At 57.3% G+C, this 26,196-nt stretch carries 27 protein-coding genes and 1 rRNA gene; 14 read left to right on the top strand and 14 right to left on the bottom strand.

Features of this window, described 5'->3' with window-relative positions:
* Positions 1–91: ribosomal RNA gene (locus AB1805_13075) — 23S ribosomal RNA — on the top strand; the annotation flags it as partial.
* Positions 92–227: 136 nt separating this feature from the next.
* Entirely contained in the window at positions 228–1,649 is a 1,422-nt protein-coding gene (locus tag AB1805_13080; protein MEW5746358.1) for a sigma-70 family RNA polymerase sigma factor, read from the top strand.
* Positions 1,650–1,717: 68 nt separating this feature from the next.
* On the opposite strand, the gene AB1805_13085 is transcribed toward AB1805_13080, so the two are convergent.
* Positions 1,718–2,722, bottom strand: coding sequence for a LysM peptidoglycan-binding domain-containing protein (locus AB1805_13085; protein ID MEW5746359.1), 1,005 nt, complete (start codon positions 2,720–2,722; stop codon positions 1,718–1,720).
* Between the two features lie 44 nt (positions 2,723–2,766).
* Positions 2,767–4,152, bottom strand: coding sequence for an adenosylmethionine--8-amino-7-oxononanoate transaminase (bioA, locus tag AB1805_13090; protein ID MEW5746360.1), 1,386 nt, complete (start codon positions 4,150–4,152; stop codon positions 2,767–2,769).
* Positions 4,153–4,288: 136 nt separating this feature from the next.
* Here bioA and AB1805_13095 point away from each other — a divergent pair, with 136 nt between their 5' ends.
* Positions 4,289–4,969: a DUF554 domain-containing protein gene (locus AB1805_13095; GenBank protein ID MEW5746361.1), complete on the top strand. Its 681-nt coding sequence runs from the start codon at positions 4,289–4,291 to the stop codon at positions 4,967–4,969.
* A gap of 13 nt (positions 4,970–4,982) precedes the next feature.
* A complete protein-coding gene (locus tag AB1805_13100; GenBank protein ID MEW5746362.1) occupies positions 4,983–5,666 on the top strand; it encodes a hypothetical protein in 684 nt (227 codons plus the stop codon).
* Between the two features lie 379 nt (positions 5,667–6,045).
* Here AB1805_13100 and AB1805_13105 read toward each other — a convergent pair whose 3' ends face one another.
* From AB1805_13105 to AB1805_13115, 3 genes are read right to left on the bottom strand one after another with little or no spacing between them, the layout of a single operon-like run.
* Positions 6,046–7,353 (bottom strand): radical SAM protein, encoded by a 1,308-nt coding sequence (locus tag AB1805_13105; GenBank protein ID MEW5746363.1) that lies wholly within the window; start codon positions 7,351–7,353, stop codon positions 6,046–6,048.
* On the bottom strand, positions 7,353–8,927 hold the full coding sequence (locus AB1805_13110; protein ID MEW5746364.1) for a radical SAM protein: 1,575 nt from the start codon (positions 8,925–8,927) through the stop codon (positions 7,353–7,355). Before AB1805_13110 ends, AB1805_13105 begins: the two co-directional genes overlap by 1 nt.
* A gap of 28 nt (positions 8,928–8,955) precedes the next feature.
* Entirely contained in the window at positions 8,956–9,447 is a 492-nt protein-coding gene (locus AB1805_13115) for a hypothetical protein (GenBank protein MEW5746365.1), read from the bottom strand.
* Positions 9,448–9,906: 459 nt separating this feature from the next.
* Here AB1805_13115 and AB1805_13120 point away from each other — a divergent pair, with 459 nt between their 5' ends.
* From AB1805_13120 to AB1805_13135, 4 genes are all read left to right on the top strand, one after another.
* The gene (locus AB1805_13120) at positions 9,907–10,308 is read left to right on the top strand and encodes a hypothetical protein (protein ID MEW5746366.1); all 402 of its coding nucleotides are present in this window, start codon (positions 9,907–9,909) and stop codon (positions 10,306–10,308) included.
* Positions 10,309–10,374: 66 nt separating this feature from the next.
* Positions 10,375–10,515: a hypothetical protein gene (locus AB1805_13125; protein ID MEW5746367.1), complete on the top strand. Its 141-nt coding sequence runs from the start codon at positions 10,375–10,377 to the stop codon at positions 10,513–10,515.
* Between the two features lie 89 nt (positions 10,516–10,604).
* Positions 10,605–10,799 (top strand): type II toxin-antitoxin system VapB family antitoxin, encoded by a 195-nt coding sequence (locus AB1805_13130; GenBank protein MEW5746368.1) that lies wholly within the window; start codon positions 10,605–10,607, stop codon positions 10,797–10,799.
* Positions 10,789–11,199, top strand: coding sequence for a type II toxin-antitoxin system VapC family toxin (locus AB1805_13135; GenBank protein MEW5746369.1), 411 nt, complete (start codon positions 10,789–10,791; stop codon positions 11,197–11,199). The genes AB1805_13130 and AB1805_13135 overlap by 11 nt, the downstream gene beginning before the upstream one ends.
* Positions 11,200–11,218: 19 nt before the next feature.
* Here the strand turns inward: AB1805_13135 and AB1805_13140 are convergent, their stop codons facing one another.
* The 7 genes from AB1805_13140 to AB1805_13170 form a co-directional block, all read right to left on the bottom strand.
* Positions 11,219–12,958 carry a hypothetical protein gene (locus AB1805_13140; protein MEW5746370.1) on the bottom strand — a complete coding sequence of 580 codons (1,740 nt, stop codon included), beginning with the start codon at positions 12,956–12,958 and terminating at the stop codon, positions 11,219–11,221.
* 45 nt (positions 12,959–13,003) lie between these two features.
* The gene (locus tag AB1805_13145) at positions 13,004–14,794 is read right to left on the bottom strand and encodes a phosphoenolpyruvate carboxykinase (GTP) (protein MEW5746371.1); all 1,791 of its coding nucleotides are present in this window, start codon (positions 14,792–14,794) and stop codon (positions 13,004–13,006) included.
* The gene (locus AB1805_13150; protein MEW5746372.1) at positions 14,788–15,537 is read right to left on the bottom strand and encodes a HesA/MoeB/ThiF family protein; all 750 of its coding nucleotides are present in this window, start codon (positions 15,535–15,537) and stop codon (positions 14,788–14,790) included. Before AB1805_13150 ends, AB1805_13145 begins: the two co-directional genes overlap by 7 nt.
* Positions 15,538–15,549: 12 nt before the next feature.
* Entirely contained in the window at positions 15,550–16,539 is a 990-nt protein-coding gene (trpS, locus tag AB1805_13155) for a tryptophan--tRNA ligase (protein ID MEW5746373.1), read from the bottom strand.
* A 45-nt stretch (positions 16,540–16,584) separates the two neighbouring features.
* Positions 16,585–17,253: a site-2 protease family protein gene (locus AB1805_13160; protein MEW5746374.1), complete on the bottom strand. Its 669-nt coding sequence runs from the start codon at positions 17,251–17,253 to the stop codon at positions 16,585–16,587.
* A 212-nt stretch (positions 17,254–17,465) separates the two neighbouring features.
* Positions 17,466–19,574, bottom strand: coding sequence for a cation-translocating P-type ATPase (locus tag AB1805_13165; GenBank protein MEW5746375.1), 2,109 nt, complete (start codon positions 19,572–19,574; stop codon positions 17,466–17,468).
* A 7-nt stretch (positions 19,575–19,581) separates the two neighbouring features.
* Entirely contained in the window at positions 19,582–19,980 is a 399-nt protein-coding gene (locus tag AB1805_13170; GenBank protein ID MEW5746376.1) for a metalloregulator ArsR/SmtB family transcription factor, read from the bottom strand.
* A gap of 141 nt (positions 19,981–20,121) precedes the next feature.
* Here AB1805_13170 and AB1805_13175 point away from each other — a divergent pair, with 141 nt between their 5' ends.
* The 4 genes from AB1805_13175 (at position 20,122) to AB1805_13190 (ending at position 23,374) form a co-directional block, all read left to right on the top strand.
* Positions 20,122–20,703 carry a flavin prenyltransferase UbiX gene (locus tag AB1805_13175; GenBank protein ID MEW5746377.1) on the top strand — a complete coding sequence of 194 codons (582 nt, stop codon included), beginning with the start codon at positions 20,122–20,124 and terminating at the stop codon, positions 20,701–20,703.
* A 54-nt stretch (positions 20,704–20,757) separates the two neighbouring features.
* Positions 20,758–21,030, top strand: coding sequence for a hypothetical protein (locus tag AB1805_13180; GenBank protein ID MEW5746378.1), 273 nt, complete (start codon positions 20,758–20,760; stop codon positions 21,028–21,030).
* A 140-nt stretch (positions 21,031–21,170) separates the two neighbouring features.
* Positions 21,171–22,142: a ferrochelatase gene (hemH, locus tag AB1805_13185; protein MEW5746379.1), complete on the top strand. Its 972-nt coding sequence runs from the start codon at positions 21,171–21,173 to the stop codon at positions 22,140–22,142.
* A gap of 29 nt (positions 22,143–22,171) precedes the next feature.
* On the top strand, positions 22,172–23,374 hold the full coding sequence (locus tag AB1805_13190) for an FAD-dependent oxidoreductase (GenBank protein MEW5746380.1): 1,203 nt from the start codon (positions 22,172–22,174) through the stop codon (positions 23,372–23,374).
* 121 nt (positions 23,375–23,495) lie between these two features.
* Here the strand turns inward: AB1805_13190 and AB1805_13195 are convergent, their stop codons facing one another.
* Positions 23,496–24,014 carry a hypothetical protein gene (locus AB1805_13195; protein ID MEW5746381.1) on the bottom strand — a complete coding sequence of 173 codons (519 nt, stop codon included), beginning with the start codon at positions 24,012–24,014 and terminating at the stop codon, positions 23,496–23,498.
* Between the two features lie 147 nt (positions 24,015–24,161).
* Between AB1805_13195 and AB1805_13200 the strand changes: the two genes are divergently transcribed.
* On the top strand, positions 24,162–25,010 hold the full coding sequence (locus AB1805_13200) for a class I SAM-dependent methyltransferase (GenBank protein ID MEW5746382.1): 849 nt from the start codon (positions 24,162–24,164) through the stop codon (positions 25,008–25,010).
* Between the two features lie 2 nt (positions 25,011–25,012).
* On the opposite strand, the gene AB1805_13205 is transcribed toward AB1805_13200, so the two are convergent.
* Positions 25,013–25,831 (bottom strand): inositol monophosphatase family protein, encoded by an 819-nt coding sequence (locus tag AB1805_13205; GenBank protein MEW5746383.1) that lies wholly within the window; start codon positions 25,829–25,831, stop codon positions 25,013–25,015.
* A gap of 115 nt (positions 25,832–25,946) precedes the next feature.
* On the opposite strand from AB1805_13205, the gene AB1805_13210 reads away from it, so the two are divergent.
* On the top strand, positions 25,947–26,195 hold the full coding sequence (locus tag AB1805_13210) for a hypothetical protein (protein MEW5746384.1): 249 nt from the start codon (positions 25,947–25,949) through the stop codon (positions 26,193–26,195).
* Position 26,196 lies beyond the last annotated feature (1 nt).

Below are 26,196 nucleotides of genomic sequence, written 5' to 3' on the forward strand. Positions count from 1 at the left end.
CCGTGGTAGACCACCACGTCGATAGGCTGGAGGTGTAAGTCCGGTAACGGATTCAGCTTACCAGTACTAATAGACCGTGTGCCTTGACCACTACTGTCTCCCCTCACCCACCCCCCACATTGTCAATCTCTTATTTACCAGAAAAAAATGGTGTATGATTAAAGAAAGGGAAAAGCATGCCCTTTCTTTAATTTTTTTGTGTTTAAACATAAAGGGGTTCAAAAATAATGAAAGAAAGAGATATCTTTGAAGAGATCATCAACTTAGGAAAGCGGCGTGGCGTGCTTACCTATGATGAGATTAACGAAGCGCTCCCCTCCGAATTCTTCTCTCCCGATGAACTGGAAGACCTGATGGACGTCCTCAATGATATGGGCGTCAAGGTCGTCGACTATGAAGAGTCCATTCTCGGTGAAGAGGAAGTCGAAGAAGAAGTCGAAGAGTATGAGAGAGCCGAAGACCTTGTTCAGGCATACTTCAATTCCATGGGCGATATCTCCATCCTTACCAAGGATGAGGAGACGGACCTCGCAAAGAAGCTCGAACAGGGGAGAGAGATTATTCGCGGCACCATCACGGCTCTTCCCATCTTCGAGAATATAAAAAATACCATCGATATCGAGGATGAGGAAGGCATCTCGACCGAAGAGGAAAAGGCGGACGAAGCGCTCATAAAAGCCCTGGCACGGCTCGAAGAGCTCATGGACCACGTCGAAAAAGCGGATAGCAAGGTGAAGAAGTACGGCTATCTCAAGGGACTGAAGGCGTCGATCAATGAGAAGAAGAAGAAAGGGCAGAACACGAAGAAGCTCGAGGTCCTGCTGAAAGAGGTACAGGCCGACTACAAGCGCATCGAATCTGAGGTCGGGATCAAGGTCGATGCCTTAAAGGAACTCTGGAACCGGATATCGAAGGCGCGGTATCTTGTTATCGAAGCCAAGAACGAGCTCATCACGAGAAACCTGAGGCTCGTTGTCAATATTGCGAAGAATTACGTCGGCAGGGGCCTGCCGCTCCTGGACCTCATCCAGGAGGGCAATATCGGCCTCATGAAGGCTGTCGACAAGTTCAAGTACGAGAAGGGCTTTAAGTTCAGTACGTACGCCACGTGGTGGATACGGCAGGCGATCACGAGAGCGCTCATCGACCAGACCAAGACGATACGGGTGCCGGTCCACATGATGGAGTTCTACAACCGGGTGACGAAGGCGTCGAGAGAGCTCACCCAGCAGTTGGGAAGAGAACCCTCCAATGAGGAGATAGCGAAGAAACTCGTGGTCCCCGTCCGGAAGGTCGAGGAGGTCTTCAGGGCGATTCAGGACCCCATTGCGCTCCAGACGCCTATCGGCGACGAGGATACGGAGCTGGAAGATTTTATCGGCGACAAGACGAGTCCTTCGCCCTATTCTGATGCGGAGAGGATCGAGACCTCCGAACAGATACAGCGGGTGCTGCGGACCCTGACCCCGAAAGAAGAGACCGTAATCCGGATGAGGTTCGGCATCGGCGTCGACCGTGATCATACGCTCGAAGAAGTGGGCAGATATCTTTCCATAACCCGCGAGCGGGTCCGGCAGATCGAGGCAAAGGCGCTCAGGAAACTGAAGCATCCGAGCAGATTGCGGGCGCTCAAGATCCTGACCAGCTAAGGCACACCGTCCATAAAATAAAAAAGGGCTGCAGCTATGCAGCCCTTTTTTATTTTATCTTCCGTCTCTCAATTTTTAAAGATATCGCCCGCTCTGATTTCCCGTTCGGCGCTCCTTACTACTGCCGTCGAAGCCTTGGCGCTCACGTTAATCACCTGGAGGCGTCCGATGGTGATGTTCGGCTCGTCACTCGTGACTACCGTAAAGAGGTCTCCTGCGCGGAGGTCCTTGTTGCGGCCGCCCTCAAGAAAGACGATACCGCTCCTGCCCGTAACATTTCCGTCCAGTACTTTAACGATCTTCCCGCTCAGCAGAGGGTTCCTCTCCGTGGTCGGCTCCTCGGGCAGATCGATACCAAAAAAGTCGGCGAGACTGTCTTCACGAACGATCTCTTCGTACGACTCCACGATGCGCGCCATTTGATATCCGTTGTCCTCACCGGCAGTCTCGATGACTCCCTTGATCTTCGTAAAGTATCCCAGCACTGTCTTTGTGCTCTCATCCACGATCCTTTCTGGCGTACTGACAATATAAAGCTTCGTTCCCACCGCCACCGAACCCTTTGTCTCAATGAAAATGGTGTCGCCTCTCCCTGCTAGCGTTCTGCCGGGCATGAACCCGATAATACGGCCGGTCGCGGGGAGCAGGTCGCCTACCATGCCGGCACTCAGAAACACCTCCCGTGAAACCAGGTATCCCTTCGGCCGAACCGGTATCTTCTTCAGCGCCATCCTCTCGGGGGTAATGGTCCGTCTCTCGCTCTTGTCCTCAGCGACTTGGACGCTGCTGATCTGCTCCTCCTTCGGAGGCGGGGGCTCCTGCTTTGCGATCTCGGCGGGGATCGTCAATTGCTGTCCCGGGAAGATCCAGTGCGGGTCCTTTATATGCGGGTTTGCCTTCCAGAGCTTCGGCCACTGAAAGGGGTCCTTCAGTTTGGCGGTGGCGATATCCCAGAGCGTATCGCCTTCCTGTACTTTATAAATGCCGTCCGCCACGCCGTCTGCCCATAATACGGCAGGCAGAAGGCAGAGAATTCCTGCGATGAACAGTTTTCCCGTTTTCAGCAGTTGCATTTTGACCATACCTCCTTTGTGCCGTAGAGCCCGGCAGAGACCACTTACTGTTGTTCTGTTGCCGCTGCGATCGACGCCCTCATCTGATCGAGCAGATGAACGATATTCTCGACGCTTATGCTGAGCGGCGGCATGACTACCACCGTATTTCCCAGCGGCCGTATGAGAATACCCCTCTCCCGGGCCTTATAGGCGACCCTCCATCCCATCTTTTCGTCCCAGGGATAAGAATCTTTAGTCGCCTTGTCCCTGACGAGCTCGATTCCTGCCATGAGACCCCGGTGCCGGGCCTCGCCGACATGCGGTAGCGCGGCGATCTCGGCAAGTTTGTCTTTGAAAATATCTGCTTTTTCCTTTACCGCATCCAGCGTCTTCTCGCGCTCGAAGATGTCGAGGCACGCCGACGCAGCAGCACACGCCAGAGGATTGCCCGTATAGGAATGGCCGTGGAAAAAGGTCTTCAACTCCCTGAACTCCCCCAGGAACGTATTGTATACTTCATCAGTGGTCAAGGTCGCCGCCAGGGGCAGATAGCCGTTGGTGATCCCTTTCGAGAGGCACACAATGTCGGGGACAACGGCCTCATGCTCGCATGCGAACATAGCTCCCGTCCTGCCGAATCCCGTCGCCACCTCGTCGGCGATGAGGAGCACATTATAGCGGCTGCATAAGTCGCGCACGCCTTTGAGATATCCTTCGGGCCACATGATCATGCCGCCTGCCGCCTGTACGATCGGCTCGACGATAACCGCGGCAATTTCGGCGGCGTGCTCCTGCAGCAGTGTCTCCATAGCCTTGAGGCACTCCCTGCCGCACGATCGGCAGTCCTCATCGAGCTCACAGCGGTAGCAGTACGGCGAAGGCGCTTTATAGGTTTTGAAAAGGAGCGGACCGAAGGTGCTGTGGAAGATATCAACGCCGCCGACGCTGACCGCGCCGATGGTGTCGCCGTGGTAGGCATTCTTGAGAGAGAGAAAGGTATGCCTTCCGGTTACGCCCTTATGGAGCCAGTACTGAAAGGCCATCTTGAGCGCGACCTCGACGGCGGTCGAGCCGTTATCGGAATAGAATACTCTGGTCAGCCGGGGCTCGAGCCCTCTGAACGACCGGTCGGTAAGGCCGATGAGCTTTTCGGCGAGAAGAATAGAAGGGATGTTGCTCAATCCGAGGAGCGTGGAGTGGGAGACCCTGCCGAGCTGCTCCTTGATCGCTTCGTCTATCTCCTTTTTGCGATGGCCGTGAATGTTCACCCAGAGGGAAGACACTCCGTCGAGATACCACCGCCCCCTGGCGTCTTTCAGAAAGCAATCACGCCCTTCGGTGATGATGATCGGCTCCTCTTCCTGCCACTCCTTCATCTGGGTAAAGGGATGCCAGATATACCGCTTATCGGTGTCGGCGAGGTGTTCTATTTCATCGAGGTAGCTCATTGATGCTCTTCTACGGCCGCATGGAATTACTGATTCAGGTGCGTTTAGTATACCATAGCCTCTCTGCTCGCTTGACAGGGCAAAAGAGCTGCTGATAGGATGTCGGCATATACCGTTCATCACATCATCTATCCGCATGCCCATAGGAACCATAGTTAATGCTATCGCCGTCCTCATCGGGAGCGCCATAGGCCTGGTGCTCCACGACCGGCTTCCTGCACAGGTCAAGGCGATTGTTTTCCAGGGCCTCGGGCTCTCGACCATCGTTATCGGCGTGAAGATGGCGCTCAATTTCGAGAGCCTCATTCCCCTCGTCTTCAGCGTTCTGATCGGCGGCATCTCGGGCGAATGCATACGCCTGGAGGAGCGGCTCGAGGCAGCCGGCGCCTTCTGCAAGTCCAGGGTGCGGTCGAACAATCCCCGCTTCTCGGAGGGAATGATCACCGCCTTTATCATATTCTGTGTCGGCTCCATGACGATTGTCGGCACCATCGATGAAGGGCTTAGAGGAAATCCCTCGCTCCTCTACACGAAGTCCATACTGGACGGATTCGCTTCCATCGCCCTCGCCTCGACCTACGGCATCGGCGTCCTCTTCTCGGTAGTCCCCCTCGTCATCTTCCAGGGAGGACTGACGCTGCTCGCATCCCAGGCGCAGCACCTTTTTACTCCTTCTGTCATCAACCAGCTCACTGCTGTCGGCGGGGTGCTGCTGGTCGGGCTCGCCTTCAACCTGCTCGAGATAAGAAAGATCAACGTGACGAATATGCTTCCCGCACTGCCGGCAGTCGTCATACTCACGCTGCTCTTCCCTTAAGGATATCCCTTCCGTGCGCAGCGGAGCAGTGACCATCATCACAGGAACCGTCCTTCTTATGCTTTCCGGCTGTGCAACGGTAAGACCCGTCGATTGGACGACTGCAGACGAGTGCTTCGAGCAGATACAGGGCGGGCTCCAGGACAAAGTGCGGACCGATGCACGAGTACGCTTGAGAGAGGACCGGTGGAACGCCGACGCCTACGCATGCCTCGCCATGGCGCAGTATGCCGCCGGCAATCCGGAGTTCGCCCTGAAGAGCCTGAGGGAAGCGGAGGAGACCATTCCCGAAGAGGCGATCGACGGGATTCATGACAAGCTATGGATTCATCAGCCGGAGCTGCTGGCGGAGAAAGAGTATAAAGCGTTCTCCGCCCTTGCCGGCGGTGACTGCATCCTTCGCAATGTTACCGCTCTCGAAGGAGACGGCAGCCTCGTACTGGGGTATTTCTTCAATCCTGAAACAAACAAGCGCATACGGCATATCAGGGCGATGCAGTGCGGTTCATCAGCGGAACACTGTGCCGAGATCGACAAGGTCTGCCCGGCCTGCACCATCGAAGAGAAAGAAGCGATCATAACCATCAGAGGATACCGCATTACCTCGGTCGAGAGGCTCATGAGCGACAGGCCGATTGAACGAAACCTCCGCTACATAGAGAAGATCCTCGAGCTCGAGCGGGCTAAAATGCAATAGCCCCTTTGTGACCGCCGTCACATTTTCGCATACCTCAAGTTATTGATTGCATGGCAATTTTTCACAGATGAGGTGATTATCCCACACCTTTTCCCTGCTCTCGAAGGGCGGTCTCGTTGTAAATCATCGTCTTACCTTTCTGGTATCTCTCTTGCACTGTTTTCATTACAGGTTAAGCCCACAAACAGCAATGCCGAGGAGGTAGCAATGATAGACATCATGCCTTCCATCATCGTAACGCTCTTTACGGACTTCCATGCCGGAATGGTTCTCGGCCTCGCCTGGGCGACTACAGCGCTCATCGCTTACCGGATAAGCAGAACGGCGGTAGAGAATACCGCTCGCGGAAGAGCTCGTGGAGACCGCGATCCCCGGCAGCCTAGTTTTTCCATCTCCCCGATTCAGGCTCATAGCTGCAGAGCCAGTGGCGGCTGCTCAGAGAGCCCTTCCACTCAACGGTTCGCGCAAGACAGGCCCGGCATCCGAGCCTGAACTCACAGGCTGTGCATGAGGTGATACTGCTTCGTGCAGTCGCTGCGAAGCGGTCGAAGAAGCCCCCGCCGAGAACTGCAGCGAGATCCTTTTCGTTCAGGCTCGCGACAGCGGTCTTCCATCCCGGACAGGGCTTGACCGAGCCGTCGGCGGCGATGAACAGTGCGTTATGGAAGCAGTAATGCCGCTGGCTGTTGATCATGAACTGCCTGAGATCGACGGCCATGGCAGCGGGGTCCTGCGGAGCGACGACCTTTCCGATGCGCTCCGGGGAATGCTGACCGGGAAGACCGTAGACGAGAAAACTGATCCCTTCAGCCCCCTCCGACATGATGAAATCCGCTGCAGCAAGCGCCCGCTCTTCGCGACCGACCCCGGCAGGGATTTTCGCAGTGAAGGGGATGCCCCGCGAGACAAGACGGCTGATCGCGTTGAGCAGGGAGCCGTAGCTGGACGGGCGCCCTGCTGCACGATCGAAAGCCCGCGCATCCGGGGCTGCAAAAGGCAGGGTCAGGCGTACATCAAAGGAACACAGCCGTTCTATCGTTTCTGAATCGACGAGGCCGGTGGTGTGCAGCTCTGTCTTCATACCGAGGCGGGCGGCAAGCTCGAGGAGCTGCCAGAGCCTTTCGGCCTCTCTGAACGGTTCTCCGCCGGCGATGACCAGGCGGTCGAAGCCGAGCGACCGGAGCAGCTCGACGCCACGGACGACCCGCTCCATAGGGACCGGAGGGCTTTCCGTATCGCCCTCCGGCGACACGAAGCAGCCGCAAGCCTCGGCAGTAAGCGCACCTTTGGAGGAGCACCAGGCGCAGTCATAGAGGCACTCCCGGGCAAGCTCTACCGTGACAGTCCCTCCCTGGAAGTTGAACCCCTCTTTCTTGACCTGCAGATCGAGGGCCCATGGCCGGTAGCCCTCGGCAGCAAAGGGATGCGGCGCGTACTCTCCGACGCGCAGGCGGACCAATGCATCGAGGTATTGCCTGAGCTCATCGCAGGGGAGGCTGCTCCGCTCTGCCGCCTCTTCGATCGGACGCCCTTTAGCCACGAGCGCCAGGGCCCCGGCTACCTCCCGCCCGTTGAACCAGTAAAGCTTCCTGTCGAAGAGGTCGTGGATGACGGAACCGCACGCGCCGCGGACAAACTGCGCATGCGGCAGAAGCACGAAGTGGGTATCGTTGCCGGGAAAGACCATTACCCGGCATCCAGAAAGCGGTAGCGATCGACCAGGGGGTCGCCGAAGGAGAGCGCATCAGGCGTCTCTTCGAGAAGGGAATAGAGCGTAACCAGCTTGTCCAGGGCTACGGCGCGGGCAAAGCGGCACTGCTCCTCGGGAAAGTGAAACCCGCCGTCACGGCCTGCGTGGGCAAAGCAGAGGTGGCACATGCCGCGAGCCCAGCAGCGATCGCACGAGGGCAGGGATGCATGATAGCGCTGCATCACCTCGTTGCAGCGCTCCATATCGAGCCCTTCATGCACAGAGCCTATCGGGAACTCCTCGGATATCCGCTCGCAGATATGGAAGACCCCGTCGGTAGCCACCGTCAGTCTCCTGCCCGGCTGGCAGGTGCCGGTGAAATGGTCGTGACACCCTCCGCCGAATTTCATGATCCGGCCGTAGGCGCCGATGAGCGACTCCTCGACGTAGTGGTAGAGAAAGGAGCCCTGGAGCACGGGAACCTTATTGCGTTTACGCGAGAAGTACTCGTCGAGAACACGGTCGTGCTGCTGCCGATAGCGGCCCGGGTCAAAAGGATAGCGCTGGTGAAAATCGCCCGTCGCAAGGTCTCTCAAGACATTGACGAAGGCGATCTGCGGGGCCTTCTGGGCGGGGTCATCGAAGAAGCGGCAGATCGCTTCCAGGTCGGAGTTGCCGTTGATCGTCACCAATGCCCGCACCTGCTCGTTGAAGTATGCTTTGTCCATGGAGCGGAGCAGCTCCAGGTTGCGCCGGACTGCGTCAAAGGTCCCTTTTCCTGATGGAAAACGGCGATAGCGGTCATGCTCTGCCGCAGGCCCGTCGAGACTGCAGTTGAGGCCGATGCGATTGCTCACGAGGAAACGGGCCGCCTTCTTCGTCAGCGCGGTAAGATTGCTCGTCAGAGAGAAGTGCAGTCTGAAGCGGCCGCTGCTCCGCGAGCGAGCGTACCCGATGACCTCCTCGAGCATATCGCTGCAGAGCAGGGGCTCTCCTCCGTAAAAACTTATGTCGAGCTTGCGGTCCGGGATCGAACGGAAGTAGTCGGTATCATTAAGCGATAAAAAGATATCGACCGCCTTCAGGGCCGTCTCCCGCGACATGAACGATTTGCCGAGCGGCTCAAAGCCCCGGTAGAGGCCTGAGTAGATGCAGTAGTCGCAGCGCAGGTTGCAGTCTTTCGTGAGCACCAGGATGAGATTGCTCAACGTGCTCGGGGCAGGCGTCCACACACGAGATTGTACGGAGGAGCGGGCGAGATCATCCGTTATTCCGGCCGCGCGGCCCGGGCAGCAGCGGTGCGCTGCGCCGAAGGCGCGGGCAGTGCGCCGCCACGTGAGCATGTACGCGGACAGCGCCGAGACGCCGTTCTCTCCAGCGGCAGCAGCCCTCAGCGCATCATCCCCTGCCTCATAGAGCGCAGCGCACTGCTCCCCTGATACCGGCCGGCAGAGGGGATGGGCAGTGAGCGTAGCCGCATCGAAAAGGTACTGCGCGCCAGAACGGGTGGTAAAGATCAGGAACTGAGGATGCTCGAATACCGATGCATCTCCCGCAGCCGAAGAGCTCATCCCGTATGCCGGTCAGTCGCTGATACGGCTAAAACGCTTTTGCCGCATGCCCGGCCACAGCGCCGGTCGCTCCCAGCGCAGCGGTCATGGTCGCAGCGCAGGCGCTGCAGAGAGCGCATGCGGTACAGGCAGTGCACAGGTCGCACTCTGCCGTAGGTCCGAATTTATCGACGAGCTCGGACGGAAGCGCCGGCGTAAGGCCGGAGTCTTTTAGAATCTTGATATATATCCTGTAATAGTCGGCGGGCTGGGGCTCCTTTTTCGTCATCAGCGCCATGACCTCTTTCTTTACCTTCTCCTCATTTTTCCGGATTTCCTGGTAGATGGCGCGATCTATGCTGTTGGTGAACGCTCCTGTCTTCGAGAGCTTGACCAGCTTTCCGAGTGCTTCCTGCGCTGATTTTTTTGCCGCCTTAGCCTGTTCGGGCGTACTCTGCTTGCTCCTGAAGTCTTTTCCGAATTCCTCGACGACCTTAATGTTCTTTGCAGCAGCAGCCGGCAGCTTCTTGATCACTGGCATAAGCTCCCCCTTCTTCAGTAGTTGGTTATAAAAGGTTTACCATAGAAAGGGAATCAAGTCAAGCCCTTATCTTCTTTATAGAGGGATCGCTGTCATGAGCGGCTCGGGCGACGAGCTGCTCTACAATGAGATATGCCGATAGACATAAAACTGTCATTGCAAGGAGGCCGCCTGAGGCGGACGACGAAGCAATCTCCCAGTTCTCCGGAACGGGTCCCCCTTTATTTGACAAACTGCCGGAGAGGTATTAAGATAGTACATCTTTGATTTTGCTGTCATTTGAGGGGGGGACGATGGCAGTTATTCAAAAATCGAAAAGGATTTATCCCGAAGTCCACGCACGCTCCGCTTCCAGAGCTCATAGCTGCACGCTCATGTCCGTATCGCCAAGCGCTGCACAGGAGTGCGCGAGGACACCCTGCTTCTCAAGGGCGCCTCTGTCAACGAGAGGAGAGAGAGATGCCGATCAGATATAAGATCTTTGAGGATAGAAAGCTTGTGTACGCTGCTGGAGAGGGAAAAGTCACCATTGATGATTTATTGCGGCACATTGAAACGCTCGCCCGGGACTCAACGTATGTTCCTCCGATGAAAAAGCTGGTGGATTACAGCAATGCGGAAATTCTCGGCCTCACGATCGAAGAATTACAGAAGTTTACCGAGCTGAAAGCGCGACTTAAAGATGCATTCAAGGGCGAGATGTGCGCCATAGTGGTGAAGCACGACCTGGACTTCGGCATGGCGAGGATGCATGGCGTAAAGCTTGAACCCTCGAAAATTGAGACGAATGTCTTCAGAGACATCAAAAGCGCCCTGAAGTGGCTCGATGTAGGGTTATCGGAAGAGGAGATGAAATTTTGATGGCGAAGAGATACAACCAGCGGCACTGCTGAGCTTGCCGAAGACCTGGAGCTGAAGAAAGAGATCGTGCAGAAGCGGGAGTTTCTGAAGCCGTTTGTTGAGAAGGCGGGATACGAGTCTTTGGCTGTGTACCGGATGAAAAAGGGCGTGGCCACCGTCTGGACCTTCGCGACCAATCTCGCACCGAAAGAGTTTATAGAATTATAGTCACTGGTTCCAGACAGTCTCCTCGTACTTGACTTTATGTATATATAAAATATAGCATCTGTATATACAGATACAGGGAGAGGTGATACATGAAATCATCGGTTAAGATGACCTCGATACGGCTCGATACCAAGCTGGCTGATGAGGCAGTGAGAGCGCTTGGCGCCAAAAGCAGGAGCGAGGCAGTGCATACTGCGCTGCGTGAAATTGTTGCCCTCAATAAGTTTAAGGAATTGATGTCAAAGCACGGCGGGAAGTTACTTTTCGAGGCGCATGGGAAGTAAGATATACCTCTTTGACACTTCGATTTTTATAGATCACCTGAGGACAAACAAATACAGTTCTCATTTCCAGAACCTGCATGGCATCATCAGAAGTTCATCAGTTGTTCTTTCTGAATTAGCCAGGGGAGCGACAAAAGAAGCCGAACGGGATTTCGTACGTACCCTCGCAAAGAATCACCTTATCCTCACCCCAACTGAAAAAAATTGGTTGGAATCCGGAGAACTGTTATCAAAGATGTACAAGGATAACGGTTTTACGCCAGAAAAGCTCAGGGATTTGCATTTTGATGTTCTGATCGCCCTTACTGCACGAAATCACGGAGCAACGATTGTTACCTCAAATAGAGCTGACTTTGAATTAATAAAGGCATACAAGAGTTTTGATCTCGAAGTCTGGTGAAATCTTCCACACAAGGTACTTAGCGAGACGGAGGAGCGGCCCCATTCCCCTCTGCAATTTTCCAGATAATCTCGAAGTTGCAGATAATCACCAGCAGCTCTCCGTCTTTATCCCTGATGGTCCGGCCGCTGGCATCGATGGCGAGGAGCAGGTCATTAGGCTTCAGCAGCGATCCGTCGTAGCCGGCATTCCCGAGGTTCGCTTTCACCTTGTCCAGCAGCATGCGGCACTGGGCCTCGGTGATAAGCTCCCGATAGACCGCCTTCGTGAGGTCGACCGGCACGAGGAGCGGTCCCGCCTCATCGGCGACCCAGTGGTCGGGGCCGTTGTAGTAGCCGCGTATCGTAATGTAGTTGTGGTTCTCCTGGAGAATGGGATTGCCTTCGGGATCGAGAATATCCCTGTGCGACTCGTACCTCCTCAGGTCGGCAGATGCCTCGACCTTGTCGGTACCGGTCATGTAGATAGCCCGTATATAAACGCAGGGGATGCCGAGCCGGTTCAGGGTGTGCGCAATCGCGAATTCTTCGAAGGGGCTGTTGATGCCGAGCTCGCGGATCCTCGCAGGATGCTCCTCTTCGCTTTCCCCCGGCAGCTCGCCGACCCGCGAGGTCTCCCAGACGAGGTGGATGTTGTCCTTGGTAATGGTGTAGAAGACCTCTTTTGTTTCGGACAGCCTGATGGAGGGGGTTTTTCTCCACCGCTCGGGCAGGAAGTAGTCGAAGAGGCGCGCATTCTTCCCCACCACCCAGAGATGGCCGCCGGTGCTCTCTGCATGGCCGTAGATATAGGGCACGCTGAAGATTTCCGTAGCCGATAAATGGGGCGGCAGAGGAGTCGGGGTGAAGCGGTCGCGCTGGTCATCGAGATAGGAATGCCGCCTGCAGTTCTTCACCTCCTCCTCATGATCGGAGGTGCGCAGCAGCAGCTCGTAGTCGATCACCGAGTAGCTGCCGGCGTATATCAATTGATACAGGTATTCTATCTGGCCTTTTGAGGGGTCCAAGGCCTGCGTTTGTCCCAGCTCGATAATGCGCTGTGTGTCCTCTCCGCTGATGATGATATGCTCCGGCTTCATGTCCGCCACCAGGTAACCCTTCTTATCCAGGTCTGCCATGACGTAGTGGTTGATCCTGGTCAGGTGGTGAGCGCGCTCTTCATCATTGATATCGATATGGGCGAAGGCCTCCTTGATGTTATGGCCCTCGATCCATTCGTAGATCATTTTGTACTGCTTGAGGATATCCAGGTCGATGCCGGGATGCTTGGCCCGGATGCGGTTGATCCTCGCCTTTGACCGCCCGCTCTGCCAGGGCTGCATCGTCTCGGGCGGGACATAGATCGCGAGGGGGCGCTGGGTGCGTATCTTCAGCTCCTTCGGCCCGTACCGGCTCTCCCGCAGCTCCATGACGAGAGAGAACTCTTCCCAGGGGCTGTTGAACTCGGCATCGCAGAACTCCTGCAGCGTATGGGTGTTGAGCGGCACGTCCTCGCCGACGCGGCAATTCTTGACTACCAGGTCGAGGCTCGTGCCGCGGACCTCTCTGGTCGGCAGGCGGTAGACGGAACCGGTGCCTTCGAGCCGTACCTTGTGCCTGTTGAACCACCCTGCCTCATACCAGTTATGCGTATCCAGATGCTCCTGGTATCTCTCGGCGAACCGCGTCAGATAGAGGTCGCCTCCCTCGCCGGTCTTCACGTGGGCATAGACGACCCCCAGGACATTGACGAGTGTTTTCTTAGCGGGTTTAGGGTGCATAATAATTCATAGTAACTATTGAGTAGATTGAGCAGGCAGAAAGGATCAGCCCAGCCGCCGGGCAAATTCCTGGAGCTGTTTCTTCAAGCGCTCCGGCAGGCGGTCGCCGAAAAGAGCGAAATGTTTCTCGATATCCGGTATCTCGGCCTTCCAGGCAGCGGTGTCGATGCTCATGAGCTCCCGCATGTTTTCAGCAGACAGGGAGAGGCCGCTGAGATCGAGCTCGCCCTCCTTCGGCATCAAGCCGATGGGCGTCTCCACGGCTCCGACCTTGCCCTCGACACGCTCGCACATCCACTTCAGCACGCGGCTGTTGTCGCTGAAGCCGGGCCAGAGGAACTTGCCGTCCTCGCTCTTCCTGAACCAGTTGACATAGAAAACTCTCGGGGCCTTGTCGCCGAGACGGTCGCCCATGGCGAGCCAGTGCTCGAAATAGTCGCCCATGTTGTACCCGCAGAACGGCTTCATCGCAAAGGGATCGCGCCTGATATTGCCCACAGCCCCGATGTTGGCTGCCGTCGTCTCGGAAGCGGCCGTAGCGCCGAGGAAGACGCCGTGGTCCCAGTTGTACGCCTCATGGACAAGGGGCGCTACGCTCGCGCGGCGGCCGCCGAAGATGAAGATATCGATAGGAACGCCCTCGGGCTTCTCCCAGTCCTTGCACATCGCCGGGCATTGCGCAGCAGGGGCGGTAAAGCGCGCATTCGGGTGGGCGGCGTCACGGGTGCTCGCAGGGGTCCAGTCATTGCCTTTCCAGTCTATGGCATGCGCCGGCTCATCGCCGTCCATGCCCTCCCACCAGACATCGCCGCCATCGGTCAGCGCGCAGTTGGTGAAGATCACATTCTCCTTCAGGGTATCCATCGCCATGGGATTGGTGCCGTACGACGTTCCCGGCGCAACACCGAAGAAGCCGTTCTCGGGGTTGATGGCATACAGCCTTCCGTCAGCGCCCACCCTCATCCAGGCGATGTCGTCGCCGATGCATTCGCACTTCCAGCCGGGGATCGAGGGCCGCATCATGGCGAGATTCGTCTTGCCGCAGGCTGAGGGAAAAGCAGCCGCTATATGGAACTGCTTCCCTTCGGGATTCGTCAGGCGGAGGATCAGCATATGCTCCGCCATCCATCCCTCGCGCCGGGCCATGGCAGAGGCGATGCGGAGGGCGAGGCACTTCTTGCCGAGCAGGGCGTTGCCGCCGTAGCCCGAGCCGTAGGACCAGATCAGGTTCTCTTCAGGGAAGTGGCTGATATACTTCCGCTCGATCGGGGCGCAGGGCCACGCGGTATCTTTCTGTCCCGGAGCGAGAGGAGCGCCGACAGAGTGGAGGCAGGGGATGAAGTCGCCGTCGGCGCCGAGCAGGTCGAGAACGCGCGAGCTGACGCGGGTCATGATATGCATATTGACGACGACATAGGGACTGTCGCTTATCTCGATGCCGATCTTCGCCATGGGGGAGCCGACGGGCCCCATCGAGAAGGGGATGACATACATCGTGCGGCCTTTCATGCAGCCCTCGTAGAGACCGAGCATGATCTTCTTCAGCTCGCCGGGATCGATCCAGTTGTTCGTAGGGCCCGCCTCTGCCCTGGAGGAGGTGCTTATATACGTGCGGTCCTCGACGCGGGCCACATCGCTCGGGTCCGACCTGAAAAGAAAGCTGTTGGGGCGCTTCTTGAGCGGGATGGCGATGCCGCTCCCGAGCAGCGTTCGGATCATCCGGTCATATTCCTCTTTGGAGCCGTTGCAGATATAGATATCGTCGGGCCGGCAGAGCTCCGCCACCTCCTCGATCCATCGGCTGAGCTTCTCGTTCCTCAGAGTAACATTCACGATTCTCTCCTCACCCGCAGCGTGCTGCAGACCGGGCAGGCGGGGTCCTTGTACGCCCTGTATTTTCTGAACTCTACGTTCTTGCCGTCCCACACGAGGATCTTGCCCTTGAGGTTCTCGCCGACGCCGGTGAAGTATTTGATGACCTCGAGGGCTTGAAGCGAGCCGATGACGCCCGGCGTTGCGCCGACGACCGGGAAGACCTCGGAGGGCGGCGGTTCGGGGAACATGCATTTGAGGCACTGCGTCTCGGGCGGGGTAAGAAAGCTGAGCCGCCCCTCCATGCCCCAGATGCTGCCGTAGACGAGGGGGATATTCTTTCTGATAGCGCACTCGTTCAGAAGATAGCGCGTCGGGAAGTTGTCCATGCAGTCGACGACCAGGTCGGCGTTGCCGACGAGGGCATCGACGTTCTCGGCTACGATCTTATCGGTAAAGGCGATGACATTGACATGGGGGTTCAGCTCCTTGAGGGTCTGCTCTGCCGAGATCGCCTTGTTCGTACCGATCCTGCCGTGGTTGTGGAGGATCTGGCGGTTGAGGTTCGACCAGTCGGGGGAATCGAAGTCGCAGATCCGTATGTTCCCGATCCCGGCTACGGCGAGGTAGATCGAGACCGGCGAGCCGAGCCCGCCTGCCCCGGCGATAAAAATGGTGGAGCGCTTCAGCTTCTGCTGGATCTCCTCGCCCCACGTGTCCATCATCATCTGGCGTGTATACCTCTTCAGCTCCTCCTGCGACAGCATCTCCGTACCTCCTTACAGCAGTCCCATCGTCCGTCTGACGACCTGCATCGTGCTTTCCGCCTCGCGCCGCGCCTTTTCAGCGCCTTTCTTCGCGATATCGAAGAGCATATCGGGCTTGTCGATGAGCTCGTTCCGCCGCTTCCAGATCGGCTCGAGATAGGCGAAGACATTCTTTATGAGTATCTTCTTGCAGTCGATACACCCGATCTCCGCGGTCCTGCAGCCGCGATCGACAAATTCCTGCTCTTCCTTCGACGAGAATATCTTATGCAGGTCATGCACCGGCGACAGCTCGGGGTTTCCCTTATCCGTCCTCCGCTTCCGCGCAGGGTCGGTCATCATGGTCCGTATCTTCTGCTCAACCACCTCCGGCGTATCGCTCAGGTAGATTGCATTGTCATAGCTCTTCGACATCTTCCTCCCGTCCAGGCCCACGACCTTCGGGAACCGGGTGAGCAGCGCCTCGGGCTCGGGAAAGACCTCTTTCTCGTAGAGATGATTGAACCTCCGGGCGATCTCCCGCGAAATCTCGAGGTGCGGGACCTGATCGATGCCGACCGGCACATGCCTGGCGCGGTAGATGATGATATCGGCGGTCTGGAGCACCGGATAGCCGAGAAAGCCGTAGGTCGAGAGGTCCCGGTCCTGCAGCTGCTCCTGCTTCTCCTTGTAGGTCGGTACCCGCTCGAGCCAGCCCAGGGGCGTGATCATCGAGAGGAGGAGATGCAGCTCCGCATGCTGGGGCACCATCGACTGGATGAAGATGGTCGATTTGTCGGGATCGAGCCCCGCGGCGAGGAAGTTGATGAGGAGGTCCTTCGTACTCTCCTGGATAGAGGCCGGGTTCGTATAGCCCGTAGTCAGGGCGTGCCAGTCTGCCACGAAGTAGAAGCAGTCGTACTTGTCCTGAAGCTCGACCCAGTTCTTGAGGGCGCCGACCAGGTTGCCGAGATGCACCTTGCCGCTCGCCTGCATGCCGCTGAGCACACGCTCTCTATTCATAGGACCTCCTGTATATAAAGAACATAACTGCCGGAGACCACCCGCTCACACCAGGCCGATGATGCTGTAGAACAGGCTCGCCAGGGGCAAAACTATATACCGGGCGATCCCGGTGGCTACCAGTACGAGCACGATGATCATTCCGAACGGCTCGACCCTGCCCAGGGCCTCTGACTGCCGATGGGGCAAGAGCCCCATCAGCACCCTTCCGCCGTCGAGGGGCGGAATCGGTATCAGGTTGAAGGAGGCGAGGACGATGTTGATTCCCACGCTCGCCGTAAGCATCATCACGATCGGCTTGATAATGCTCCCTGCAACCGTTTCCGAAGCGAAGGCGGCTGCCGGTGCTGCCACATACTTGAGGAGCAGAACGCTTATCAGGGCGATCAGGATATTCGTTACCGGGCCGCCCGCCGCAGAAAGGGCCATATCCCGCTTCGGGTTCTTGAAATTATAGGGATTTATGGGGACAGGCTTGGCGTAGCCGAATACGAACTGGCCGTTGGTGAAGATGAAGAGCAGCAGCGGCATGAGGACCGTTCCGAAGGGGTCGATATGGGCGACAGGGTTCAGGGTGAGCCTGCCCAGCATCTTCGCCGTAGGGTCTCCGAGCTTGTTCGCTATGAAGCCGTGTGAGATCTCGTGCAGAATGATGGCGAGCATGATCGGCACGGCCGAAATAATGATCTGTCTGATGATGTAAGCGGGTTCCACGTCGCTCTGCTCCATTCTATGGCGAGCACGGCACTTCATGCTCACTCGCTAACACAAGGATTTACCATGCGGGGTACGCATATGTATAGACTGTTCCGCTATATACTACATAGTAATAGTAGTAGTCATGTATTATGTCAAAATAGCGGACAAAAAGCAAAACGCGCGGGTCATCGCGGCACAGGGAGGTAATCGGCGCCCGAGAGGGGATATTACCTCAGGAGCCTCGATGAGTTTACGAAGACGAGGACATCGGGCATGACATGCGCCACCGCAGCCATGGCCGGCGAGAGGATACCCATGGACGCAAGGCTGATGCCGACGACATTAAAGAGGATGCCGAGGGTGAGGTTCTGCTTGATCACTCTGTAGGTGTTCCTGCCGATCCTGACGGTCTCGGGGATCTGCTGCCACTCGTCGCGCATCAAGGCCACTGCTGACGCCTCGATGGCAGCGCCCGAGCCCACAGCGCCCATGGCGATGCCCACATGGGCCTGCGCCAGCGCCGGCGCATCGTTGATGCCGTCGCCGATCATGAGCACGCGCTTGCCCTGGGCAGCGAGCTCCTTTATTCTCGCGACCTTGTCTTCCGGGAGGAGCTGGGCCATGACGTTCCGTATTCCGAGCGACGAGGCGATGACCTGCGCGGTCCTGGGGTTGTCGCCGGTGAGCATCACGGGCTCGCTGAAGCCGAGGCGCTTCAGCTCGGCGATCGCCTCGACCGTGCCCTCCCGTACAATGTCAGCCACGCTCACTGCACCGCAGATGGCGCCGTTATGGGCCACGAGGAGCACGGTATTTCCTTCCTCTTCTTTGGCTCTGAGGTACGCTTCCACCTCTTCGGAGAGCGTGATGTCCTGGTTCCTGAGCAGCTCCCTGCTGCCGAGCAGGATCCGCTCTCCATCGACGACCGCCTCGATGCCCATGCCGGGGACAACCGTGTACTCCTCGGGATCGGGAGCGATGATACCCATTTCTGATGCCTTCTTGAGAATCGCCTTTGCGAGAGGATGCTCGGAGTAGCGTTCAGCGCCCGCAGTGTAGGACAGGATCCGTTCATTGCTGCATCCCGCAAACCCCCTCACTTCGGTAACCACGGGGTCGCCGAGAGTGAGCGTGCCGGTCTTGTCCATGACCAGCGTATCCACCGCAGCGAGGGATTCGAGATACCTGCCGCCCTTGATGATGATGCCCCGTCTCGCGGCCTTGCCCATACTGGCGACCATGGCGAGCGGCGTTGCGATAGCGACAGTGCAGGGACAGGCGACCACGAGCACGGCGATGGCGGTGGTGATGTTCCCGGTTACAACAAAGACGAGGATCGCGATGGCCAGGATCGCGGGGGTGAAGTACGCGGCGAACCGGTCGGCGACCCGCTGGACTTTGGCCTTCGACGACTCAGCCTCTTCAACGAGCCTGATGATCCGTGCATAGGTCGTATCTTCTCCGGTGTGGGTCACCTTGACGAAGAGGATGCCGAGCTGGTTGATCGTGGCTGCATAGACCTGGTCGCCTTCCTTTTTCTCGACCGGGATCGACTCTCCGGTGATAGGCGCCTGGTTCACCGAGCCCCGTCCCGAAACGATGATGCCTTCGACAGGTATCTTCTCCCCGGCCTTGACCACAACGATATCGCCCCGGCCGACCTCCCTTATGGGCACCTCGACCTCATAGGCATCGCGTTTTACTCTCGCGGTCTTCGGCGCCATCTCGATGAGATCGCGGATCGCCCTGCGCGACCGGTCCATGGTGAACGAATCGAGGAGCCCGGCGATGAGCATGAAGAAGGCGATGATCGCTGCGGAGCGGAATTCACCGATAGCCGTCGATGCGGTAACGCCGAGGGCCATGAACACGTCGGCGGTGATGGCCCGCTCTTTCAGATCGATCACGGCGTGCTTCACGAGCGGGTAGCCGCCGATCAGCACCGCAAGTATCGAGAAGAGATCGAAAGGAAACCCGAAAACCGTTACCGCAGACCACTTTGTATAGCTCAGGCCGATGAGCAGGAGCACCAGTCCGAGCCGCGAGAGATCGAAGGCATGAGCGGAGCGGCCGAAGAGACGGGAGAGGAGGTTTCCCTCTGCCCGGGGCGCCTCTCGTTCCGCAATCGTGAACCCGAGCCCTTGAATCGTATCGACAAGGGTCTTCTCCCTGACAAGCGCAGGATCGAAATGGATATCTATCTTCTGCGTGCTCAGGTAGATCGTGACCCCTTCTACACCCTTGTGTCTCATGAGCCCCCGCTCGGCCTTTTCCGCGCAGGTAGCGCAATCCAGCCCGCCCACTTCAAGGCTGAGAACCCGTATATTTTCTTTCACAGCAGCCTTATTCATCTTCCTTTACATGCCTCAGACATTCGTTGAAAAGATTGTTGATATGTTCGTCATCGAGGGAATAGAAGACCATCTTTCCCTCCTTCCGGTACGTAACGAGCCGCATGGTCCTCAGAATTCTCAATTGGTGGGATACCGCGGAGCGTGTCGTGTTGAGCAGGGTGGCGATATCGCAGACGCAGAGCTCGGCGATCGAGAGGGCATGGACTATCTTGGTCCGCGTCGGGTCTCCCAGCACCCTGAAGGTCTCGGCGATGCGCTGCACCACCTCCTCGGGGTTCATCGCCCGTGCCACGGAGGAGACTTTATCGTGGTCCACGCAGGAGGTCTCGCATATCTCCGCCCTGCCCTCGGCCTTCCTGCCGCTCTTCCCCTGCTGTGCTCTGCGCATCCGGTCTCTTCCCTCCTGAACGCCGGCTGAGCTGCCGGGCAACGATTGAACAGTTGTTCAACTGTTATTATAAAGAGGATGCCCGCCGTAAGTAAAGCGGGAGCAGCATCCGCCATCTGCCGCATTTTGTATAATATTCTCATGAAACGGTTCGTCCTTGCCATCACCGGCGCGAGCGGCTCGATCTTCGGGGTACGGATCCTCGAAGAGCTCCTGAAGAGCGCCGAGGTGCATCTCGTCATATCGTCGAACACCTTCCCGATAATCAAGGACGAGACCGGCATCGCCTGGTCCGGCGAGACCCAGGCCATTGTACGGAAGCAGTTCGCCACCGACAGGCTCCACTTTCATGAAGACAGGCATATGTATGCTCCGGTGGCGAGCGGCTCGTTCAAGACGGACGGTATGCTGGTCGTCCCCTGCTCGATGAAGACCCTCGCCGGCATCGCCAACGGCTATGCAAACAACCTGATCGAGCGCGCCGCGGATGTCACCATCAAGGAGGGACGGCCGCTCCTCCTCGCTCCCCGCGAAATGCCCTTCAGCCCCCTCCACCTCGAAAATATGCTGAAACTGGCCCGGCTCGGCATAACCATCGCGCCGCCTGTACCCGCCTTCTACCAGCAGCCCCGGAGCCTGGACGATATGGTGGATTTCATCGTCGGCAAGATGCTCGACCGCTTCGGAGTCGAGCATGAATTGTTCAAGCGATGGGGAAGTTAAGCCCTTTTGACTTACGTCAATGCCGGCGCGCCTTCCATTTGCTATACTGTAATCATGAAAGAGAGTTGCCCTGGCAGCAAAGAGATAACCAGCCCAACCCCGGAAGAGATCATCTGCGCCTTCTGCACCCATAAGAACGAGATATGGTCGGATGAGCCGGACATGACCTGCAAGGGATGCGGCAAGACCATCACGCGAGACATGATCCCCTCATGCATCGAATGGTGCCCTGCGGCCAGGGAGTGCGTCGGCGCCGAAAAGTACGAACGGTTGATAAAAAAGCTGAGAGAGCAGTCCCCCTCGCGGCCCGGCGCTCCGGCATCGTAACCGTCAGATAGACAGAATTCTCTTCCCCCTGCGGGAAGACGATAGGGGAGAGGCGCTCTTCCCCCAGCAGCCTCTCCCCTCCTTGTTTATCCTGTAGCGCTGCTTGAATCACTCCCTCTCTATCCTGTATGCTTTAATTTGTGATCGGTATACTCCTTCTCAACATGGGCGGACCGGACTCGCCGGGAGCGGTAAAACCCTTCCTTTATAACCTCTTTTCCGACAGGGATATCATCAGGCTCGGCCCCGCGTTCCTCCAGAAGCCGATCGCTTCGATCATCATAGCCCTGCGGCTGAAAAAAGCGATCGGGACCTATGGCCTGATCGGCGGCAAGTCACCTCTGATCGAGATTACGGCAGCGCAGGCGAAGGCGCTCGAGGCGGTCCTGAGCTCGTCAACCGTCGCGGACCGCCCGTCGCCAGGCTTTACGGTCGGCGTCGGCATGAGATACTGGCATCCCTTCGTGAAAGAGACCCTCGAAGAGATGGTGCGGAAAGGGATAACGAAGATCATCGGCCTGAGCCTCTATCCTCACTACTCGGTCGCCACGACCGGCTCGTCGGTAAAGGAGTTCGAGGCGGTCGCCTCCCGGTACCCCGTGGAATACACCAGCATCACCTCGTGGTTCGATCACCCCCTTTATATCGATGCGCTGGCAGAGAAGATCCGGGAGGGGATGGCACGATTTGAAAAGAAGCCCGCGGTGCTCTTCAGCGCCCATAGCCTTCCGCAGAAATTCGTCGATGCCGGCGACCCTTACGTACAGGAGATTCAGGGAACCGTCACCGCCCTCGCCAGGAAGATCGATATGGAGTGGTATCTCTCCTACCAGAGCAAGACCGGGCCGGTGAAGTGGCTCGAGCCGACCACCGAGCATATGCTCCATGAGCTGGCAAACAAGGGGGTCCGGGATCTCCTCGTCGTCCCGATCAGCTTCGTCTCGGACCATATCGAGACACTCTACGAAATAGATATCCTCTACAGGGAGATGGCGGAGGGATTCGGCGTAGAGAACTTCAGGCGCACAGAGTCCCTGAACACGTCTCCCCGATTCATCGAGGCGCTCGCAGCTATCGCGCTGCAGAAGGCGAAGGAGGCGGGATGGGCTTAATCATGCTGCATCTATGAGGAGAGGTGGCCATGTCTAACTACGATGCCGTTGTGATCGGGGCGGGTATCAGCGGACTGAGCTTTGCCCATTATTGCGGGAGGGAGGGGCTGAAGACGGTCGTGATCGAAAAGAGCGACCGGGTCGGCGGTACGCTGCATTCCCACCGCTTCGAGGATGCGGGCGGGTTCTGGCTCGAGCTCGGCGCACACACCTGCTACAACTCTTATCGCCACCTTATCGGCGTGCTCGAAGACTGCAAAGCCCTGAACAGGCTGCTTCCCCGCGAAAAAGTTCCTTTCAAAATGCTCGCAGACAGCAGGGCAGTCTCCATCCCTTCGAAGCTCAATTTCCTGGAGCTCATGCTCTCGGGCTACCGCCTGTTCACCCTCAAGCAGGAAGGCAGGAGCGTCGAAGACTACTACGCGAAGATCGTGGGCCGCGCGAACTTCGACCACGTCATAGGCCCTGCCATGAACGCCGTCATATCGCAGAAGGCGAATGACTTCCCGGCTGACCTGCTCTTCAAGAAACGGCTCCGCAGAAAGGATATCCTGAAAAAGTTCACCCTCACCGGCGGGGTCCAGACGATCGCCGATTCGATCGCGGCTGAGCAGAGCTTCGATATCGTCACCGGGAGAGAGGTGCTCTCGGTCAAGTCGACCGGCAGCCTCTTCAAGGTGAACGTCGACGGTGCCCATTACGAAGCCGAGACGCTCGTCCTCGCCACCCCTGCATCGGTCGCAGCGCGCCTTCTCCGGGAGGTCTTCCCCAAAGTAGCGGAAGAGCTCGCGCGGATCAAGGTCGAGCCGGTCGAGTCGGTAGGCGTAGCAGTAAAAAGAGAGGCGGTTTCGATCCCCCCTGTCGCCGGACTGATTCCCTCTACCGACAGCTTCTATTCGGTGGTGAGCAGAGATACGGTACAGGACGCCGCTTACCGGGGCTTCACCTTCCATTTCAAACCGGGAATCTTGAACCGGGAGGCCAAGCTCAGGCGGATCGCCGAAGTGCTCGGCGTAGAGCAGCGGCTGATCGGGAATGCGGTGGAGAAGGAGAATTTCGTACCCGCCCTCAAGGTCGGACATCTCGAGGCGGTCGGCAGGGTCGATCAAGCTCTCGCCGGAAACCGCGTGTTTCTTACCGGGAACTACTTCGACGGCATGGCGATAGAGGACTGTGTCACGAGGTCGCTCAAAGAATTCCAAAGATTAAAGGCCGTAATGCGCAATGTGTGATGCGTGACGGGAGATATAAGGCCGCAGTTGCGAGAGCAAGCCAATCTTTCTCTTTTACTCATTACGCGTTACGCATCACGCATTACGGTCTTTTCGCCTCGCCCGGAGGCTAGCAGCTCCTTCAGAGGCTGCTCGCCACGATCCGCTTGGTGTCGTCGGCGATCAGGTGGCTGTCGACGCGGATGGAGTGGCTCTTGAGATGTCCTTCGAGCTGCCGCTTGGCAGCATGGCACACCTTTCGCAGCACATCGAAGCGCTTTCCATAATAGAGCCAGGGAAACATATCGTTGATGTCCGCGGTCTTGAAGGGCTGGAGCTCCTGGGAGCTGACTCCTGCATTCTTGAGGACCAGGAACGCATCGCCGGGAGCGGGCTTCGCTGCTTTCCACGCAGAGATCTTCAGAATATTCTCCCAGCCGAGGACGAGATGGATCCTCGACAGGCAGGCCTCCTCCGCGCTGTTGCACGTGGTGGCGATGTTCACAACAGCATCGAAGACACCCGATTCATTGTGGGCGATGATGTAGACATCATCCTTGAAATGAAAGAGCTCCTTGTGGGCCTGGCGCGAAAGCTCGCTGTCGCAGATAACCACCTCGTGGTTGTTTTTCAGATTATCGAGAGGAGACAACAGCGGCATAAAACAATTGTAGCACAGATGCGGCCGCTCGGCTTTACACGACTTCCTCGCGCCCTCTTTGCAGAGCTCCTTGACAGGCGATAACCGGTACCCGTACAATCTTGCACGGCAAAAAATTACCCCAACGAGGAACATACCATCATACCCATGCAGAAGAATCCCTATTTAAGCCGATGCCCCATAGGCTGCGACTCCACACTTGCTGCTACAGATATAGTAATGGAGGAAGGGCCCTTGCTGCGATGCAGCCACTGCGGCCAGCTCGTCAGCCAATGCACAGAGGCAGACTACATAGAGCGCCACAAGCAGTTCGATACCGAAGCGGGCACGGCTCCTGCGGGCACAGCCGCGGAGAGGAGCGTTAGACAGCATTCGAAGCGGCTCAAGAGAATTGAAACGTTCTGCGGGAAGCCCGCTCGAGAGATGCGGCTTTTGGATGTCGGCTGTTCCAGCGGCGATTTTTTACAGTCAGCCAAACGGAGGGGTTTTTCAGTAACGGGAGTAGAGCCTGCCGCTAAACCGGTGGAGACAGCACGTGCTCAGGGCCTTGATGTAAGACAGGGTTTTTTGCACGATGCAGCCTTTCCTGCTGGTTTCTTTGATGTGGCAACCCTCTTCGAGGTTGTTGAGCACTTGAGAGACCCCGTTGCACTGCTCGCAGAGTGCCATCGTATTCTCAAAAAGGATGGGCTGCTGGTTATCGGTACGGGGAATACGAACAGCTGGTCGGTCGGACTTATGAAAGAGAAATGGGACTATTTTGAGCTACATCACGGCCATGTCAGTTTCTTCAACCCCGGGTCGATGCGGGAGCTGGCGAGGAGAACAGGATTCACCCTCAGCGCCGTCGAGACGAAACGGGTAAGCCTCTACCAGGAAAAACATGTTTCGAAGCTCCGTTTCAGGCTTTCCAAAATTATCACCGACTCGCTTAATGAGCCTGCAAAGCTGTTGAACAAGGGGCATGCCGGACTTTTCTTCCTCAGAAAGAAGTAAGGTCACCTCCGGATCGATCCCCCGAAGACGCCCCGCACCTCTTCCAGTATCACCGGATGAATGCCCGGATTCCCTGCAACGATATTGCCGGTCGATAAATAGTCCGGGCCCCCTCCGAAGTCGGTGACGACGCCTCCGGCCTCGGCGACGAGCAGGCTTCCTGCAGCGACATCCCAGGCGCTCAGGCCGATCTCGTAGAAGGCCTCGCACCTGCCTGCAGCGAGATAGGCGAGGTCGAGGGCCGCTGAGCCGGCCCTCCGCAGGTCGCTCACCTTGAGGAGGATATTCTTGAACAAGATCAGATAGGGATCGATGAGATCCCGCCGCTTGAAGGGGAAGCCGGTAGCGATGAGGCTGTAGTGCGGATCGGCGGTCGCCGAGACCGCTATCCTCTTTCCGTTCAGGTACGCGCCTTTCCCTTTTTCTGCAGTGTAGAGGTCCCCGCGAAGCGGCTCGAAGACGGCGCCGGTTATGGTTTCCTGTTTGTACTCGAGCGCTATCGATACGGCAAAGACCGGGAACTGGTGGATGAAGTTAGTCGTCCCATCGAGCGGGTCGACGATCCAGCGATATCCCCCGGATGCCGCCTCATGGGTCGACTCCTCTGCGAGAATATGGTGATCGGGAAACCGCTCCTTGATCGTCCCGATAATGAGCCGCTCCGACTCTTTATCGACAGAGGTGACGAAATCGGAAGCCTGCTTCTGTCCGATGTCATCCTTCGAGACCCTGCCGAGATTGCGGAGAATAACCTCTCCGGCCCGGCGGGCGGCCTGTATGGCGGTCTCGAGAAATGCTCCTGTATCGTACAGTGTGCTCATCGATGCTCCCGGGGATGCTATTTTACTTCGTATACAGAAAGTTTAACAGAAATAAGGTTTGCTGCTTGTTAAAGTTCACCGGTTTAGAATATAGTAAATACGAAGGCTCATTCGTATGGCTGACAACGGCTCAAAAGTGGAAGAGATCATAGACGGCTTGACCTGCCCCAAAGCATTAAGCTGCTATAACTCGAAATTCAATAATCTCTGCAAAGCCCTGGACATAGGACTGGAATCATTTCTCATCTGCCTGGAAGAGAAGAAGAACGGCCCCCGGAGCTGCAAATTCTCGGTCCCCTTCGGCGATACCTTCTTCTGCCAATGCCCGCTCCGTGTCTACATCGCCAAATCACTCAAGAAATAGC

Source organism: Nitrospirota bacterium, from assembly GCA_040752355.1.
GTDB lineage: Bacteria > Nitrospirota > Thermodesulfovibrionia > Thermodesulfovibrionales > Dissulfurispiraceae > JBFMCP01.

Coding starts and splice junctions, on each gene's coding strand:
- AB1805_13110 (MEW5746364.1), bottom strand. CDS start 8,927: ATGAGCTCTTCGGCTGCGGGAGATGCATCGGTATTCGAGCATCCTCAG.
- AB1805_13080 (MEW5746358.1), top strand. CDS start 228: ATGAAAGAAAGAGATATCTTTGAAGAGATCATCAACTTAGGAAAGCGG.
- AB1805_13130 (MEW5746368.1), top strand. CDS start 10,605: ATGAAATCATCGGTTAAGATGACCTCGATACGGCTCGATACCAAGCTG.
- AB1805_13195 (MEW5746381.1), bottom strand. CDS start 24,014: ATGCCGCTGTTGTCTCCTCTCGATAATCTGAAAAACAACCACGAGGTG.
- AB1805_13205 (MEW5746383.1), bottom strand. CDS start 25,831: ATGAGCACACTGTACGATACAGGAGCATTTCTCGAGACCGCCATACAG.
- AB1805_13180 (MEW5746378.1), top strand. CDS start 20,758: ATGAAAGAGAGTTGCCCTGGCAGCAAAGAGATAACCAGCCCAACCCCG.
- AB1805_13115 (MEW5746365.1), bottom strand. CDS start 9,447: ATGCCAGTGATCAAGAAGCTGCCGGCTGCTGCTGCAAAGAACATTAAG.
- AB1805_13170 (MEW5746376.1), bottom strand. CDS start 19,980: ATGCGCAGAGCACAGCAGGGGAAGAGCGGCAGGAAGGCCGAGGGCAGG.
- bioA (MEW5746360.1), bottom strand. CDS start 4,152: ATGAGCTACCTCGATGAAATAGAACACCTCGCCGACACCGATAAGCGG.
- AB1805_13120 (MEW5746366.1), top strand. CDS start 9,907: ATGCCGATCAGATATAAGATCTTTGAGGATAGAAAGCTTGTGTACGCT.
- AB1805_13135 (MEW5746369.1), top strand. CDS start 10,789: ATGGGAAGTAAGATATACCTCTTTGACACTTCGATTTTTATAGATCAC.
- AB1805_13140 (MEW5746370.1), bottom strand. CDS start 12,958: ATGCACCCTAAACCCGCTAAGAAAACACTCGTCAATGTCCTGGGGGTC.
- AB1805_13200 (MEW5746382.1), top strand. CDS start 24,162: ATGCAGAAGAATCCCTATTTAAGCCGATGCCCCATAGGCTGCGACTCC.
- AB1805_13190 (MEW5746380.1), top strand. CDS start 22,172: ATGTCTAACTACGATGCCGTTGTGATCGGGGCGGGTATCAGCGGACTG.
- AB1805_13095 (MEW5746361.1), top strand. CDS start 4,289: ATGCCCATAGGAACCATAGTTAATGCTATCGCCGTCCTCATCGGGAGC.
- AB1805_13210 (MEW5746384.1), top strand. CDS start 25,947: ATGGCTGACAACGGCTCAAAAGTGGAAGAGATCATAGACGGCTTGACC.
- AB1805_13105 (MEW5746363.1), bottom strand. CDS start 7,353: ATGGTCTTTCCCGGCAACGATACCCACTTCGTGCTTCTGCCGCATGCG.
- trpS (MEW5746373.1), bottom strand. CDS start 16,539: ATGAATAGAGAGCGTGTGCTCAGCGGCATGCAGGCGAGCGGCAAGGTG.
- AB1805_13175 (MEW5746377.1), top strand. CDS start 20,122: ATGAAACGGTTCGTCCTTGCCATCACCGGCGCGAGCGGCTCGATCTTC.
- AB1805_13150 (MEW5746372.1), bottom strand. CDS start 15,537: ATGCTGTCGCAGGAGGAGCTGAAGAGGTATACACGCCAGATGATGATG.
- AB1805_13085 (MEW5746359.1), bottom strand. CDS start 2,722: ATGCAACTGCTGAAAACGGGAAAACTGTTCATCGCAGGAATTCTCTGC.